The 14,810-nt window shown below is 36.9% G+C and carries 12 protein-coding genes; 2 read left to right on the top strand and 10 right to left on the bottom strand.

All coding sequences use genetic code 11. The annotated features are described in order from the left end of the window. The first annotated feature begins 235 nt into the window (after positions 1-235). Complete coding sequence (locus tag IGL36_RS06055; RefSeq protein WP_002357693.1) at positions 236-742, top strand: hypothetical protein; 507 nt, start codon at positions 236-238, stop codon at positions 740-742. A gap of 25 nt (positions 743-767) precedes the next feature. Here the strand turns inward: IGL36_RS06055 and IGL36_RS06050 are convergent, their stop codons facing one another. Next, on the bottom strand, positions 768-2,162 hold the full coding sequence (locus tag IGL36_RS06050) for a 6-phospho-beta-glucosidase (RefSeq protein WP_002398264.1): 1,395 nt from the start codon (positions 2,160-2,162) through the stop codon (positions 768-770). A gap of 141 nt (positions 2,163-2,303) precedes the next feature. On the opposite strand from IGL36_RS06050, the gene IGL36_RS06045 reads away from it, so the two are divergent. Beyond that, complete coding sequence (locus IGL36_RS06045; RefSeq protein WP_002363900.1) at positions 2,304-3,302, top strand: LacI family DNA-binding transcriptional regulator; 999 nt, start codon at positions 2,304-2,306, stop codon at positions 3,300-3,302. A gap of 35 nt (positions 3,303-3,337) precedes the next feature. Here IGL36_RS06045 and IGL36_RS06040 read toward each other — a convergent pair whose 3' ends face one another. From IGL36_RS06040 to IGL36_RS06000, 9 genes are all read right to left on the bottom strand, one after another. Next, entirely contained in the window at positions 3,338-4,600 is a 1,263-nt protein-coding gene (locus IGL36_RS06040) for an ABC transporter permease (protein ID WP_002357698.1), read from the bottom strand. Further along, positions 4,593-5,492 carry an ABC transporter ATP-binding protein gene (locus IGL36_RS06035; RefSeq protein ID WP_002357699.1) on the bottom strand — a complete coding sequence of 300 codons (900 nt, stop codon included), beginning with the start codon at positions 5,490-5,492 and terminating at the stop codon, positions 4,593-4,595. The genes IGL36_RS06040 and IGL36_RS06035 overlap by 8 nt, the downstream gene beginning before the upstream one ends. Before the next feature lie 104 nt (positions 5,493-5,596). Beyond that, complete coding sequence (locus IGL36_RS06030; RefSeq protein WP_002369461.1) at positions 5,597-5,854, bottom strand: DUF3884 family protein; 258 nt, start codon at positions 5,852-5,854, stop codon at positions 5,597-5,599. A 659-nt stretch (positions 5,855-6,513) separates the two neighbouring features. Further along, a complete protein-coding gene (gene uvrC, locus IGL36_RS06025) occupies positions 6,514-8,310 on the bottom strand; it encodes an excinuclease ABC subunit UvrC (protein WP_002398263.1) in 1,797 nt (598 codons plus the stop codon). Between the two features lie 164 nt (positions 8,311-8,474). Beyond that, positions 8,475-8,789 carry a thioredoxin gene (trxA, locus tag IGL36_RS06020; RefSeq protein ID WP_002357703.1) on the bottom strand — a complete coding sequence of 105 codons (315 nt, stop codon included), beginning with the start codon at positions 8,787-8,789 and terminating at the stop codon, positions 8,475-8,477. Between the two features lie 97 nt (positions 8,790-8,886). Next, positions 8,887-11,253 (bottom strand): endonuclease MutS2, encoded by a 2,367-nt coding sequence (locus IGL36_RS06015; protein WP_002398262.1) that lies wholly within the window; start codon positions 11,251-11,253, stop codon positions 8,887-8,889. Positions 11,254-11,363: 110 nt separating this feature from the next. After that, positions 11,364-11,912, bottom strand: coding sequence for a CvpA family protein (locus IGL36_RS06010; RefSeq protein ID WP_002357705.1), 549 nt, complete (start codon positions 11,910-11,912; stop codon positions 11,364-11,366). A 19-nt stretch (positions 11,913-11,931) separates the two neighbouring features. Beyond that, positions 11,932-12,375 carry a cell division protein ZapA gene (zapA, locus tag IGL36_RS06005; protein ID WP_002357706.1) on the bottom strand — a complete coding sequence of 148 codons (444 nt, stop codon included), beginning with the start codon at positions 12,373-12,375 and terminating at the stop codon, positions 11,932-11,934. A 268-nt stretch (positions 12,376-12,643) separates the two neighbouring features. Next, a complete protein-coding gene (locus tag IGL36_RS06000) occupies positions 12,644-14,746 on the bottom strand; it encodes a heavy metal translocating P-type ATPase (RefSeq protein ID WP_002398260.1) in 2,103 nt (700 codons plus the stop codon). Positions 14,747-14,810: the final 64 nt, after the last annotated feature.

Below are 14,810 nucleotides of genomic sequence, written 5' to 3'. Positions count from 1 at the left end.
AAAGAATCTTGGGTACGCAAAAAAGGACAGCCTAATCGCTATCCTTGTAGTTTCGTATAAAAGTACACACGTCACCCATGAATTTTAATTTCAGACTTTTTGATAAGATTTATTCAATTTATTTTGTCAAAAAGTCAATCCAAATTCTGATAGATGCCAACATACAATTATACCTCCTCGTTTAATTACTCCCACACTAACACCTCTGCTTTCTTTTGTCAATTCTGCCCCTAAAATGAGAGAATCGGACTTTAGTAGGATACAATTTTACCGAAACTATGGCAAAATAAAGACGGAGGTGAAAACCATGAAGATTACATTGACACGAAAAACATCAGCTTGGGGCGCGTTACGCTATTTTACATTTTATAAAAATGGTGTGCATCAAGGGAAACTTTTTACTAATGTACCTATTGAAATTGAGGCTGATCCTGGAGATGTTTTAACGTTCTATGAAGGCTGGTTCCAATTTTATCGGCGCATTGAAGTTACTGAAGATACCAAAGAAATCACGATTATCAATTCTAAAAAATTGCAACATGTTTTTTATACCTGTGTCGTCTTATTTTTAATTTTAACGCTATTATTCCTTTCCGCACAGAAACTTTCGACGTTTATTATTGCTGAAATTTTAATTTACTCTGGTATTCAGTGGCTGTTCCGGCAACAAACCTATCATTTTACTGTCAAGAAAAAAACGGAATCCTTTGCTTCCTATTCTAAAAAAAGTATCGCACACTAAACGAATCTTTAGCGTGCGATATTTTTTAATTACTTTTCATTAATTCGGCCACATATGTGACTGTTTCTGGTTGTGTTTTTTCAATTTTATTAATCGCATCTGCAAAATTCGGTAAATGTGCTTTGTGGGCAATTAATAATTCGTCCAACAAGGTCTTCGCCATGACGCCGCCAGGAACTAATGGATTAATAGTGAAAGCATGCAATGCTGCGCCGTAATCACCATTGATGGCTGCTCGAATAACCGTTTCTTCCATAGCTTTCATATTTTGAATAATTCCTCGTGCTGCTGGTGGAAAGGCCCCCCAGTTGTAAGGTTCATGGCCATGTGCTGTTACAGGTCCAGATACTTCTACAACACAATCATACGGTAAATCAGTAATTGTCCCATTATTTTCAGTAGAAACAACCATATCCGTTCGTTTATCATTATAAATTGATGCGATCATTTCACAAGCTGCATCGCTATAGTGTGTGCCGCCCCGTTCTTCTAATTCTTTTGGTTTGTAATCTAGTTTGGGATCTTTATACAATTCAAACAAACGACCTTCCGTTTCTTTAACCACTTGTGCTCTTGTTTCGCCCCGTTCATACTCTTCGATGGAATGCTTCAACATCTCATCTTCAATATAATAATAGCGATGATAACCACATGGTAACATTCCTAAATCTTTTAACTGTTCATAATGGAACGGCGCATCAAAAATATTTTTCAAATGACTTTCTTGCTCTTGCTTAGGTCCGTAAATTAAATCAATGAGTTCTTGTGTTCGCTCTTGTCCTTCTTTGTCCCAAACGCGGTGCCAATGGAAATGATTAATTCCAGCAAATTTAAAGAATAAGTCTTCTTCTGGAATTCCCAGCATTTCGGCCGCTTGTTTTCTATGACCAATCGGCACATTACATAAGCCAACTGTTTTTTTCCAACCGCCATGTTTAATTGCAGCTTCCGTAACCATTCCAGCGGGATTAGTAAAATTCACTAACCAAGCATCTGGGCAAAGACGTTTCATATCGTCAATAATAGCTAAAATGACAGGAATTGTTCGAAATGCTTTAAACATTCCTCCCGCGCCATTTGTTTCTTGGCCTAATACTCCATGGGACAAAGGAATCCGTTCATCTTTAATGCGAGCATCTAATAATCCTACACGGAACTGTGTTGAAACAAAATCCGCCCCTTTTAAGGCTGCTTCACGGTCCAATGTTAAATGAACTTCCCAATCTAAACCAGCAGCTTTAATCATGCGCTTCGCCATTGCACCAACGATTTCCAATTTTTCTTTACCAGCTTCAATATCGACTAACCAAATTTCCTTAATTGGCAGTTCATCTTTTCTTTTAATGTATCCTTCAATTAATTCAGGTGTATAACTAGAACCGCCACCAATTGTTGCAATTTTTAATGCTCCTCTTGTCATCCGTCTTCTTCCTCCTTGATCAAATTGTTATCGTTTACATATTTAGGATAAATTATGGGAATGTTCCCATGTCAAGCACTATTTTCAAAAAAATGTATGCTATACTTCTTATAAGAATACATTCCACTTTGGAGGTAAAAAATGACGTCTATCATTGATGTAGCAAAAGTTGCCGGTGTCTCGAAATCGACTGTTTCTCGCTTAATTTCTGGAAAAGGATATGTGAGTGCCGATAGTCAAGAAAAAATTCTCAAAGCAATGAAAGAATTAAATTATACCCCGAATTATGTGGCGCGGAATTTACGAGCAGGTGCCACAAAAACCATTGGCTTTTTAGCCCCTAGCTATTTAGGTTCCTTAGGTATTTTCTTGAATCGCTTTATTTCAATTGCCAAAAAATACAATTATTCCGTAACCTTATTTTTTACAGATGGCGATCAGCAGAAAGAAATTGATGCCTTGAACCAATTAAAATACAAACAATTAGATGGCTTGTTTTTATTGACACGAACAAATGAATGGTCGGTGATTGAGCCTTACAGCGCGTATGGTCCTTTAGCAACCTGGCATCGTATCGATTCACCTAATATATACTCTTCCTACATTGATCATTACTCTGGTTATTATCGTTCCTTAGAATATTTACAACAACAAGGATACCAAAAAATTGGTCATGTCCTCGGTAATCCCGAAAATTTAAACACGCACGCACGAAAACGTGCAATGAAAGATTTTTATGAAAACACTCAGGCACCTTGGCAAGCTGAGTGGCTGATTAATGATCAGTATACTAACCATTCTGGTCGCAAAATTGCCCATTACTGGCAACAATTAACCGACAAGCCAGAAGCTTTGGCCTTTTATAATGATCACGTAGCAGCTGAGTTTATTTCAGAACTTGAAAATCTAAATTATGCCGTTCCTCGCGATGTCGCTGTCATTGGCTTTGATAATAGTTATGTCAGTGAGTTGATGCATATTACGACTGTTGATTATGCGATTCAGTATCAAGCCGAAAACTCATTTATTTACCTATACAACCAATTAAATCAGACGAACATTCCTGAAAAAAAATTAACCGTTCGTCTAGTTGAACGACGAACGGTGCCTAAAAAAGACCCGGCAGATCAGTCACTTTGACTGATTTACCTGGTCCTTTTAGAGTTAAACAAAAATTATTTATGCTTTTGTTCATTTTTTAAAATAGAAATTGACTGTTTTAAGGATTGAATCATGCCGCCTTCGCTGTATACAAGAACGTTTGATTTGTATAAACGAGCAGAGAAGATTGTTAAAATAATTCCAAAGACTGCCAAAATCACTAATGAGACAATTGCTTCCATTGTTGATGCCGTTTCGGTCGCCAAGCGTACTGGCATAATGTATGACGAAATCAGCGGAATAAAGGAAGTTACTTTCACCACGATATTTTGTGGATCATTCGTTCCAAACGTAATGCCAATCATATAACCGATTAAACCAATATACATGATGGGCTGAACTGCTTTTGCTGTATCCTCTGGTTTGGAAACAAGAGAACCACAAAGTGCTGCCAAAACAGCAAAAACGAGAATACCAATAATGAAAAAGCCTAATGTAAAAATAAAGGTTGATGAAAAAATACTTTGTGGTGAAATACCACTTAATAGACTTTTCATAAAATCAAGATTTTTCAATTGAGAATAGCCGAGAACAAACGCCACTCCGTAAATGAAAATTTGTGTTAAAGCTACTAGAATAACCCCAGTTAATTTGCCATAAAAATGGGTTTGCGCTTTTGTACTAGAGAGAATAACTTCCATGATTCTAGTGCCTTTTTCAGAAGCAATCTCTTGGGCAATAATTGAAGAATAACTGCTGATGAAGACAAATAACAAAATTGTTATCCCCATTGCTAACGCCATTTGAATCCCTGTGTTATCTTCTCCTGTTTTTATTTTGCCATTTTCATCAAAACTAATTTTGGCTTTTTTAAATGTTGCTTGTTGATTCAACATGGCAACTTGCTCAGCTGTTAGGTTTAAACGATTGGCATTCGCCATTGTTTGTAATTGGTTTAACATTTGAGGAATTAGCATCTCGGTTGCATTTCCTAAAGAGCGTTCAGAGTAAAGCTGACCAGAAATCTGATTATCTGTAGTGTCCAAAAGTAAATAGGCATCAATTTTCTCGTCTTTTAATTGTTCTTGGGCCTTTTTCTCAGAAGAAACAGCTTTGAAAGAAAAGTCCTCTGTTTTATTCTTTGTCAACTCTTTAACCAGCGCTTGGTTTTCCGAAACCAGACCAATGGTAGTATCTCCTGAAAAACCGCTAGCTAGAGAGCCCGCTAAGTAAACAATTCCTACAAGAAGAAATGGCGCTAAAATCATGATTAAGAAAGACAGCGACTTCACATTTTTCTTATAGACATCAGTCGCAATAATCCAAAATTTACTCATCTTGCCCACCTACTTTCATTTTGAAAATTTCTTCCAATGTTGGTGGTTGTTGATTAAACATTGGAATGTAGCCGTTGGCTGTCGCTTTATCAAACAACACTTTGCCCACTTCAGCGTTTTCTAATGTCGCTTCTAAGACGCCATCTTGTCGCAAGTGTGCTTCTTTCACACCTGCTGTAGCAGCAACTTCCTCAACAGATAACGGTGATTCTAAAAATAATTTTGTTCGACCAAATTGTTGTCGAATTTCATGAACCTGACCATCTAAAACCATGCGTCCATTTTTTAACATGACTAAATGGTCACAGATTTTCTCCACATTGTCCATATTATGACTGGAAAAAATGACACAAGAACCTTGATTTTTCAATTCAATAATGCCGTCTTTTAATAATTCTGCATTAACTGGATCCAAGCCACTGAATGGTTCGTCTAAAATAATTAACTTCGGTTCATGAATAAGTGTCGCAATCAATTGAACTTTTTGTTGATTTCCTTTTGATAAAGATTTAACTTTATCCGTTTTTTTGCCTTTAACTTGAAATTTTTCCATCCAAAAGTCAATTTTAGGTTCAATTTCTTTTTTAGTTTTTCCCCGCAACGAAGCGAAATAAATTAGTTGGTCTTCAATCGTAATTTTAGGATATAAACCCCGTTCTTCTGGTAAATAACCAATAATATTGTACTCTTTTTCGTTTAATGGTTGACCATTCCATAAAACTGACCCGCTATCTTGTGTTAAAAAATTTAAAATCAAGCGAAACGTAGTTGTTTTCCCGGCACCATTTTGGCCAATTAATCCTAAAATTTTCCCGTCCGGTATCGTAAAGGATACATGATCAACTGCTTTAAAATCCCCAAAGGTTTTGACTAACTCTTTTACCTCTAACACATAAACGCCCCCTTCACTTTTTCTAAACCGCTGTTTAGTTACTCATATCGTATCTTTCCTGTGTTGGCTTGTCAATGACAATTGTTATGGAAAGATGTTGCACTTTAATCAGACGCTTTATTTTCTGCTAAACGAAAAAGGCCATCCGTCTCGGCAGAAATATGCACTTCATTTGCGGTCAAGCCTGTGCTTTCATAAAATGTATTTTTAAATTCCTTTGCCGATTTTGATGATTGACAGGCCCAAATTCGACCTGTACGATTCAACCACGTACCCAATTCATTCATCAAACGCTCATCAATCAGTAATTGATTTGGTACTTTTTTAAATTTTATTTGATAAACGGGTGTTAGTATTTTCATGATCAGACGTCCTCTCTTTTAAGTTAGTTTTAGTATATCACGAAAGAAATCGTTATCATATTTTCTTGAGAGTTCAACTTTTCATGAAAAAATTGAATAAAAAAAACAGAGCCTGGGACAAAAATCACTTTGGATTTTTGTCCCAGGCTTAAAACCTTACAAACGGCGGGAACAGAACCAACACTACGCGTTGCTCCGATCTCAACAACTTCTAAGGTGTTTTCTCGACATGCGTCTCGTCACAGTACAGCCTTCAAAAGAGCTACAGCTCTAAGAGTTGCGATGTTTCAGTGTGAAGCATGAACAGATGAAATCATCGTACCTACTTGGTGAAGGTCCTTCGGAAATAAGCCGAAATTGTTGAGAATCACGAAGAACGTAGTGATTCGATGATGAACAATACCTACTTGGTCTCCAAAAATTAAAGAGCACCGGGTCCTTCAATTCTAGCATGTTCCATGCTTAGGAATTGATGCGAACGAAACGGAGTGTAGTGTATCATGCAACATCAACTCGTTCCTCGTTGTGTTTTATGACAATTTTCGGAAATTCCTTCTTATTGCTGAGAAACACTATTTGCAAAGCAAATAGATGTTGAACAGTACCTACTTGGTTCTCGGAGCTAAACGTTTCTGTCCCGACCTCTGGCTTGTTTTCATTTATTTTTCTATCTCAGAGGTTGTTTCTTGATGCAAATGACGATACACATTCTTTGCGACAGTTTCAGGTAACCCAGCTTTTCTTAATTCTTCAACACTGGCTGCCGTAATATTTTTAAGCGATTTAAATTCTTTTAAAAGATTTTTTTTGCGTTTCGGTCCCAAGCCTTCAATGTTATCTAATTTGGAAGCAAAACTATTTTTACTACGTAATTGACGATGGAATGTGATGGCGAAACGATGGACTTCATCTTGGATTCGTTGCAACAAGAAAAATTCTTGTGAGTTTCTTTCCAATGGTACAACTTCTAAGTCTGGACCAAATAAAAGTTCACTCGTTTTGTGCTTGTCGTTCTTGGCTAATCCAGCTACAGGAATATCGACTCCTAGTTGATTGGCTAACACATCTTTGGCAACATCGACTTGACCTTTACCACCATCGATTAAAATTAAATCAGGAAAAGGCAAGCCTTCTTTTAAAACTCGTGAATATCTGCGATAAATGACTTCTCTCATAGAAGCGTAATCATCAGGACCTTGGACAGTTTTTATTTTATATTTTCGATACTCATTTTTAGCTGGCCGTCCGTCAATAAACACAACCATCGCAGAAACAGGGTTGGTTCCCATAATATTTGAATTATCAAATGCTTCAATTCGAATGGGCGCAGGTATGTTCATCGCATTGCCTAATTTTTCAACTGCACCAATTGTTCGTTCTTGTTTCCGTACAATCAAATCGAATTTTTCATTTAAAGCAACTGCAGCATTTTTACTGGCTAATTTAACCAGTTTTTTCTTTTCTCCCCGTTGCGGCTGCAAGATTTTCGTAGCTAATAAAGCTTCAACGCTTTCTTTATCAATGTCATCAGGAATCAAGACTTCTTTTGGCACAAAATGCTCATTCTCTTGATAAAATTGTCCAATAAAAGTTAAAAATGCTTCACTGGCATCATCATAAAATGGAAAAATCGATACATCACGTTCGATTAATTTTCCTTGTCTGACAAAGAATACTTGGACACACATCCAGCCTTTATCAACAGCATAACCAAACACATCACGATCAATTAAATCTACATTCGTCATTTTTTGGCGGGTCATAACTGTTTCAATCGCTTTAATTTGATCGCGAAATTCTGCAGCTTTTTCAAATTCCATATGTGCAGCTGCATAAGCCATTTTTTCTTGTAAGCGGTCCTGAATTTCTGTATGTCCACCAGAGAGAAACCCTTTAATCTCTTCCACCATATCTTTGTAGACTTGCGGATCCACATCAAAAGCATAGGGACACAGACATTGTCCTAAATGATAATACAAACAAGGTGTTTTTTGCGATGGATTACATTTTCGCAAAGGAAAAAGCCGATCTAACAGTTTCTTTGTTTCATTCGCTGCATTTACATCTGGATATGGCCCGAAATATAACGCTTTGTCTTTTAAAACCTTTCGAGTAATCATTAAACGAGGATATTTTTCGTTTGTGATTTTGATAAAAGGATAGGTTTTATCGTCTTTTAACATGATGTTATATTTGGGATTATTTTTATGGATTAAATTAATTTCTAATAAAAGTGCTTCAATATTTGATTCTGTCACAATATATTCAAAATCATCGATTTCACTGACTAATCGTTCTGTCTTAGTATCATGGCTACCACGAAAATAAGACCGGACACGGTTTTTCAAAATTTTGGCTTTCCCAACATAGATAATCGTGCCGTTTTTATCTTTCATTAAATAACAACCAGGTTGATCAGGAAGCAGTGCTAATTTATTTTTTATTCGTTCGTTCATACGATACTTCCTTTCTAACAAAATGCTTCATCTATTATACACCTCTTTTTGTAATTAAACAAAAAAAGCCGCTACTTTATGTACGAAAGAAACAGCCTGAAAAGACAATCGCTAATGATTTCTCTTCAGACTGAATCAAACTATTCGTAATGACTAATCAACGTTTATAAGTGTTTGGCAATCATTGCTTGCAATTGGTCTTTTGTATGAACACCGACTGCTTTTTCAACAACTTCGCCATCTTTTTTCAATAGCAATGTTGGGATGCTCATGATTCCAAAACTTGCTGGTGTTGCAGGATTTTCATCCACATCCATTTTGACGATTTTTACTTCGTCTTCATCATATTCTTCAGATAATTGTTCTAAGATGGGTGCTTGCATACGACAAGGGCCACACCAAGTTGCCCAAAAGTCGATTAAGACTAATCCTTCATCTGTTTCTGTTGCAAAATCTTTATCGGTAATTGCTTGTGTCATTTCACAAACCTCCTACTCTTTACTCTTATTACATGCTTAGTATAACACGTCATCTCTAAGATAGCGAGTGTTCTGCTTACTTATTGTAAGTCCTTATTTATTGGAATTTCACGACAGTCGCACCATTACCACCTTGGTTTTGTGGCGCAAATTCATAGCTTTTCACACTACGGTGATGTTTTAAAAATTCCGTTATTCCGGTTCTTAATGCACCTGTTCCTTTGCCGTGAACAATGGTTACTTGTGGATAGCCCGCTAGAATCGCAGCATCAATGTATTGGTCAACTTCTGCCAATGCTTCTTCGTAGCGTTTGCCACGTAAGTCTAGTTGTGTGCTAACATGACTGCTTTCTGCAGAACGAACCGTTGTAACTCTTGGTTTTGCTTCTTTTTGTGGAGCGACAGGCGTCATATCCTCTTCAGATACGTTCATTTTTAAAATGCCTAATTGGACTTGCCATTGTCCTTTGCCGTTGTCTTTTAATAAGGTCCCTCGTTGGCCGTAGGTATTGACAATTACTTCATCGCCAGCTTTTAATTTTTTCTGCTCTTTCGCCTTCTTCAGCACTTTGTTTTTAGCAAGCTTAGTTTCTTCGTGGTGTAATTGAGAAAGTTGTGTTTTCGCATCAATTAACTGATGTTCTTTGACACCACCTTGTTGGCCGCTTTCCAATTGCATTTTGCGAATATCAGAAATAATGGTTTCTGCGTTTTCTTCCGCTTCTGCAATAATTTTATTTGCTTCTTTCCGCGCTTTTTGTAATTCTTTTTCTCGTTCTTCAAAAAATACTTGATAGGCTTCTTTCAGTTCCTTATGCAAAGCGGCCGATTCATCGACATAGTGGCGAGCTTCTAAATATTCAGTTTCGGCCATTTTGCGACGGTTTTCCAAGTCTTCAATCATTTCGTTTAAATCTTGACTTTCACCGTCCATTATTTGTTTTGCAGCTTCAATAATACTGTTGTCTAATCCAAGACGTTTCGAAATTTCAAAAGCATTACTTCGGCCAGGCACGCCAATTAATAAACGATAGGTTGGACTCAAAGTATCTACATCAAATTCCATACTGGCATTGATTGTTCCAGCTCGATTATAGCCATACACTTTTAATTCAGGATAATGGGTTGTTGCCATCACATAGGCTCCTTTAGCACCCAATGAATCTAAAATGGCAATCGCTAAAGCGGCCCCTTCTTGCGGATCTGTCCCAGCACCTAATTCATCAAATAGTACTAAACTTTGATGATCGACTTTCTTTAAGACAGACACGATATTCGTCATATGTGAAGAGAAAGTACTTAGACTTTGTTCAATCGATTGTTCATCCCCGATATCCGCAAATACTTCTGTAAAAATACCCATTTTACTCTCTTCTTCCACTGGAATAGGTAATCCAGCTTGGCCCATTAATTGTAAAAGACCTAACGTTTTCAGAGTAATGGTTTTCCCGCCGGTATTAGGCCCTGTAATCACAATTGCTTGATATTCTTCTCCAATCACAATGTCATTGGCTACAGCTTTTTCTGGATCCAATAGTGGGTGCCGGGCTTGTTTAAAAACTACATGATTTGCTTGACTAATTTCTGGAACAACTGCTTTTAGTTCTTTTCCTAGTCGCGCCTTAGCATTAATAAAATCAAGTTTACCGATGACATAAGCATTATGCGTAATTTCTCGGCGATAAGGGACCAACTCAGCCGACAGTTCTGCCAAGATGCGAGTAATCTCATTTCTTTCGGCAATTTGTTGTTGTCGCAAACGATTATTCATTTCTAAAATTTGTTTAGGTTCAATAAATAAGGTTTGTCCTGAAGCACTTTGGTCGTGAACCACGCCACCAAAAATATTTTTATATTCTTGTTTGACTGGAATCACGTAGCGTTCATTTCGCATAGTAACAAGGGCATCACTAAGGTAACGTGCGTTTTTCCCACGAATAATACTATCTAGTTCTTCTCGAATGGTCTGCTCACTACGTCGAATATTTTGCCGAATTGCCTTTAAGGCTGGCGAAGCTTCATCTGTGACGTAGCCATCATCATCAATGGCTTGTTTGAGTTGGCGATTTAATTCAGGCAAAACTTCTAGTTGCTCTCGCCACATATATAAACGTTCAAAATCAACTTCATTTTCACTTAACTCATCAAAAAAACGAGTCAGTTCTGAAGTAGTCGACAAGACACGGCCTACTTGTGCTAATTCTATGCCATTTAAATCCGCACCAATTTCAATCCGTTTCATGTGTGGTTGGATATTTTCTAATTTAGGAATGGGGATTCCACCACGTAATCGTTGAACTTTTAAACCATCCTGTGTTTCATTTAGCCATGATTGAATTTTATTTTCATCAGCAATCGGTAATAATTCCGAAACTTCGTTTGTCCCCTGAGCTGTCACAATAAATTGCAACAACTGTTGTTTTACTTTATCAAACCCTAATGTTGATAGAATACGCTGATTCATTTTTCCACCTACTTTTCTAACTTTTTCATTTGTTGAAAAGACTGAGACATAACATAAGAAGTTTCGCTTTGCTCACTTACTTCTTATCTCTATCTCAGTCCCATTCAGCTTTATTTCGTAATTGGTTCAACCCATAATTCATATGCTTGTTTTGTTAGAATTGGGGTATTTTTTACAATGCCTCGTGCCAAGCCACTTGACCGAAACTGATTTTGGACAATATCTGACGGAATCATTGACGCCGTAGCTAACACTAGAAAAAGACCCACGTATAACACAAGAACACTTAATACGCCACCTAATAGTCCATTTACCTGTTTCAAAACTGGAATAAATGTTAATCCATGTAAAAAGATAGCTAAAAAACGAACGACCAACCAGCCTGCAAACAGCAATAATAAAAACGCAACCGCTGAATAAAAGGCTTTGTCCAAGTCTAAAGAAATCTCTTGATTAAAAAAGACAAGCTTTGACGTTGGCGTAACCGATGGATATGGAATATACAATTCTAAATGAGAAGCGACCTCTTTGTAATAGGTTCGAGCAACAAAATATGAAATTAAGTAACCTACCGAATAGAGCACTTGTAAAATCAAGCCTCGTTTAGCTCCTGTATAAAATCCAAAGGCTAAAAGTAATAAAATAAGTATTGTTAACATCTTGTCATCCTTTCAGGAACTACTCCGAAACACCTTTATTTTGAATCTGCTGTTTTCGATTTTCATTCAAAATTTGTTGGGCTTCCACATGATTATGAATTTCTACATCTTCTTGTCCATTCTTTTTCAAAACATCCCGTGCTTCTTCTTCGATAATTTCCATTCGGCGCACACGATTCTCTAATTCAGCCAAACGAATGGTTTTCTGTTTTAAATCTGCTACTTGTTTTTCCAATTTTAAAGCATATTCTTGTTTTTTTAGTTGATCTGAAATTGCATTAATTGCTAATAAAACAGAAGCTTGTTCCGTATCAGTTTGCGGAGAAAGATGTTTAATTTCCGCCAGTTGTTCGTTGACAATTTTTGTGACTAAATCCATATGTTGTTTTGACTCTTGGCCAATAATTGTATACGTATGGTCTGCAATGATTGCTTTATATCGTGTTTTTTCATTTGATGCCATGTTGAGGTTCCCTCCTGTAAATCAATCCATTCTTGCTTATTGTACCATGAAAAAAAAGCGAAGCGCAATTTTCGTACAAATTCTCTCTTATTATATGCCACAAAGCGAAAAATTTAAAGATTTCTTTACAAGAACTCTGGCAATTTAAGAACGAATAGAAATTGTGTAGGAGAAAAAGCGTGGAACAAAAAGTCAAAGTGATTTTTGTCCCACGCTCAAACTCTGATAATCAGCTAAAAATGTTTGTTTCAGCTGTACTTTTTAAGGCTTAGTTATTATCTTTCATCTTTTCTACACGTAAACAACGCATAGCATTTAAAACAGCGATAATAGTTACACCAACATCAGCAAACACTGCTGCTTGCATTGAAGCCAAGCCTAATGCACCTAGTACCAAAACAATGATTTTAACAGCAATCGCAAAGATAATGTTTTGTTTAACAATTCTCAATGTTTTTCTTGATAATTTAATCGCAGAGGCGATACGACTTGGTTCATCATTCATAATCACCACATCAGCTGCTTCAATTGCCGCGTCACTTCCTAAACCACCCATGGCAATCCCAACATCAGCCCGGGCTAAAACAGGTGCATCATTCATGCCGTCACCAACAAAGGCAACTTTGTTTTTAGGTGAAGATGCTTTTAACAACTCTTCTAAACGATCCACTTTGCCATCTGGTAAAAGTTCTGCATAAACTTTGTCAACACCAACTTCTTTTGCAATAGCTTCTGCAACTTGTTGATTGTCTCCAGTCAGCATAACAGTTTGTTTGACCCCTTCAGCCTTTAATTCTTTTATTGCTGAAATGGCGTCTGGTTTCAATTGATCCGCAATCACTAAATAGCCTGCAAATTGATTATCAATAGCGACAAAAATTAAAGTTCCCGCTTCCTTCACTTCTGGTGCTTCGATACCAAATTGTCTCATTAACTTCGCATTACCGACTAAAACTGTTTTGCCTTCAATTGTGGCTTTGATACCGTGTCCGGCAACCTCTTCAATTGCTGTTGCTGGAACAGTTTCTTTGCCATAGCTTTCTTTAATAGAAATAGCAATAGGATGAGTGGATAATTGTTCTGCTGTTGCTGTTAAACGCAACAACTCTTCTTCAGGTAAAACAACACTAGTTATGTTTTGAACCACGAAATTTCCTTTTGTTAGCGTACCAGTTTTATCAAAAACAATCGTTTCCGTATTCGCTAAAATTTCTAAATAGTTGCTTCCTTTAATTAAAACACCTAGTTTGCTGGCTCCGCCAATTCCACCGAAGAAACTTAAAGGAACAGAAATGACTAAGGCACATGGACAAGAAATAACCAAGAACGTTAATGCCCGATAAACCCATTCATTAATAGAAGTATCAGGGAAAATAAATGGTGGAATCACTGCCAATAAGACAGCTAAAACAACGACAACTGGTGTATAGTAACGAGCAAATTTAGAAATAAAGTTTTCTGCAGGGGCTTTTTTACTGCTAGCATTTTCAACTAAATCTAAAATTTTGCTAACTGTTGAATCCCCAAATTTTTTCGTAACATTAATGGTCAAGGCCCCATTTTTATTGATAAAACCACCTAAGATTTCATCGCCGACTTTGACCGTTCTTGGAACGGATTCACCAGTTAACGCAGAGGTATCTACCATGCTTGATCCATCAATAATTTGACCATCTAATGGAACTTTTTCACCTGGTTTCACTAATATTTGTTGTCCAATTTCAATTGTATCTGGAGCGACCGCTTTTATTTGTCCATTTACTAAAAGATTTGCTGAATCTGGACGAATATCCATTAATTTGGCAATTGATTTTCTGGATTGATCAACTGCAGCACTTTGGAACCATTCGCCGACTTGGTAGAATAACATTACTGCCACAGCTTCGGGATATTCCCCAATAAAGAATGCCCCAATCGTTGCCACAGACATTAAGAAATTTTCATCAAACACTTCCCCACGAAAAATATTCGTTACCGCTCGTTTGACAATGTCGCCACCAATTAAGACATAAACGACTAAATAAGACGCCAAAGCAACCCAATTATTACTTGGCTTAATGATAATAAGTGCTAAAAATAAAACAAATGCAATAATGATACGAATTAAGCGATTCTTATTGGGATTACGTCCCTCTTCTTCTTTGACATCTTTTAAAGAAATAACTTTGACATCTGGTTCTAACTTACCAATCACTGCACGCGCTTCATTTTCGACTTCTAAATCATGTCCTGATTCAACTTCCAGTGTCATCTTTTCAGCCATGAAGTCCACACGCGCTTTTTCTACTCCGTGAATTTTTTGGACAGATTTTTCAATTTTATCTGCACAACTTGCACAATCAAGTCCTTCTAGTTTATAACTCTTTTGCATTTAAACACCTTCACTCCCTATATAATAGCGATTATTCCGTTTACATGAATAACCTTTCATGAAT

Source organism: Enterococcus sp. AZ011 (genome assembly GCF_050548355.1).
In the GTDB taxonomy this organism is placed as follows: Bacteria; Bacillota; Bacilli; order Lactobacillales; family Enterococcaceae; genus Enterococcus; species Enterococcus faecalis.
This window is presented reverse-complemented; position numbering and strand designations above follow the sequence as displayed.

What these genes read in the sequence shown, in the direction of transcription:
- IGL36_RS06000 (WP_002398260.1), bottom strand. Translation starts at nt 14,746, where the DNA reads ATGCAAAAGAGTTATAAACTAGAAGGACTTGATTGTGCAAGTTGTGCA.
- IGL36_RS06050 (WP_002398264.1), bottom strand. Translation starts at nt 2,162, where the DNA reads ATGACAAGAGGAGCATTAAAAATTGCAACAATTGGTGGCGGTTCTAGT.
- trxA (WP_002357703.1), bottom strand. Translation starts at nt 8,789, where the DNA reads ATGACACAAGCAATTACCGATAAAGATTTTGCAACAGAAACAGATGAA.
- IGL36_RS06045 (WP_002363900.1), top strand. Translation starts at nt 2,304, where the DNA reads ATGACGTCTATCATTGATGTAGCAAAAGTTGCCGGTGTCTCGAAATCG.
- IGL36_RS06040 (WP_002357698.1), bottom strand. Translation starts at nt 4,600, where the DNA reads ATGAGTAAATTTTGGATTATTGCGACTGATGTCTATAAGAAAAATGTG.
- IGL36_RS06015 (WP_002398262.1), bottom strand. Translation starts at nt 11,253, where the DNA reads ATGAATCAGCGTATTCTATCAACATTAGGGTTTGATAAAGTAAAACAA.
- IGL36_RS06030 (WP_002369461.1), bottom strand. Translation starts at nt 5,854, where the DNA reads ATGAAAATACTAACACCCGTTTATCAAATAAAATTTAAAAAAGTACCA.
- IGL36_RS06055 (WP_002357693.1), top strand. Translation starts at nt 236, where the DNA reads ATGAGAGAATCGGACTTTAGTAGGATACAATTTTACCGAAACTATGGC.
- zapA (WP_002357706.1), bottom strand. Translation starts at nt 12,375, where the DNA reads ATGGCATCAAATGAAAAAACACGATATAAAGCAATCATTGCAGACCAT.
- IGL36_RS06010 (WP_002357705.1), bottom strand. Translation starts at nt 11,912, where the DNA reads ATGTTAACAATACTTATTTTATTACTTTTAGCCTTTGGATTTTATACA.
- uvrC (WP_002398263.1), bottom strand. Translation starts at nt 8,310, where the DNA reads ATGAACGAACGAATAAAAAATAAATTAGCACTGCTTCCTGATCAACCT.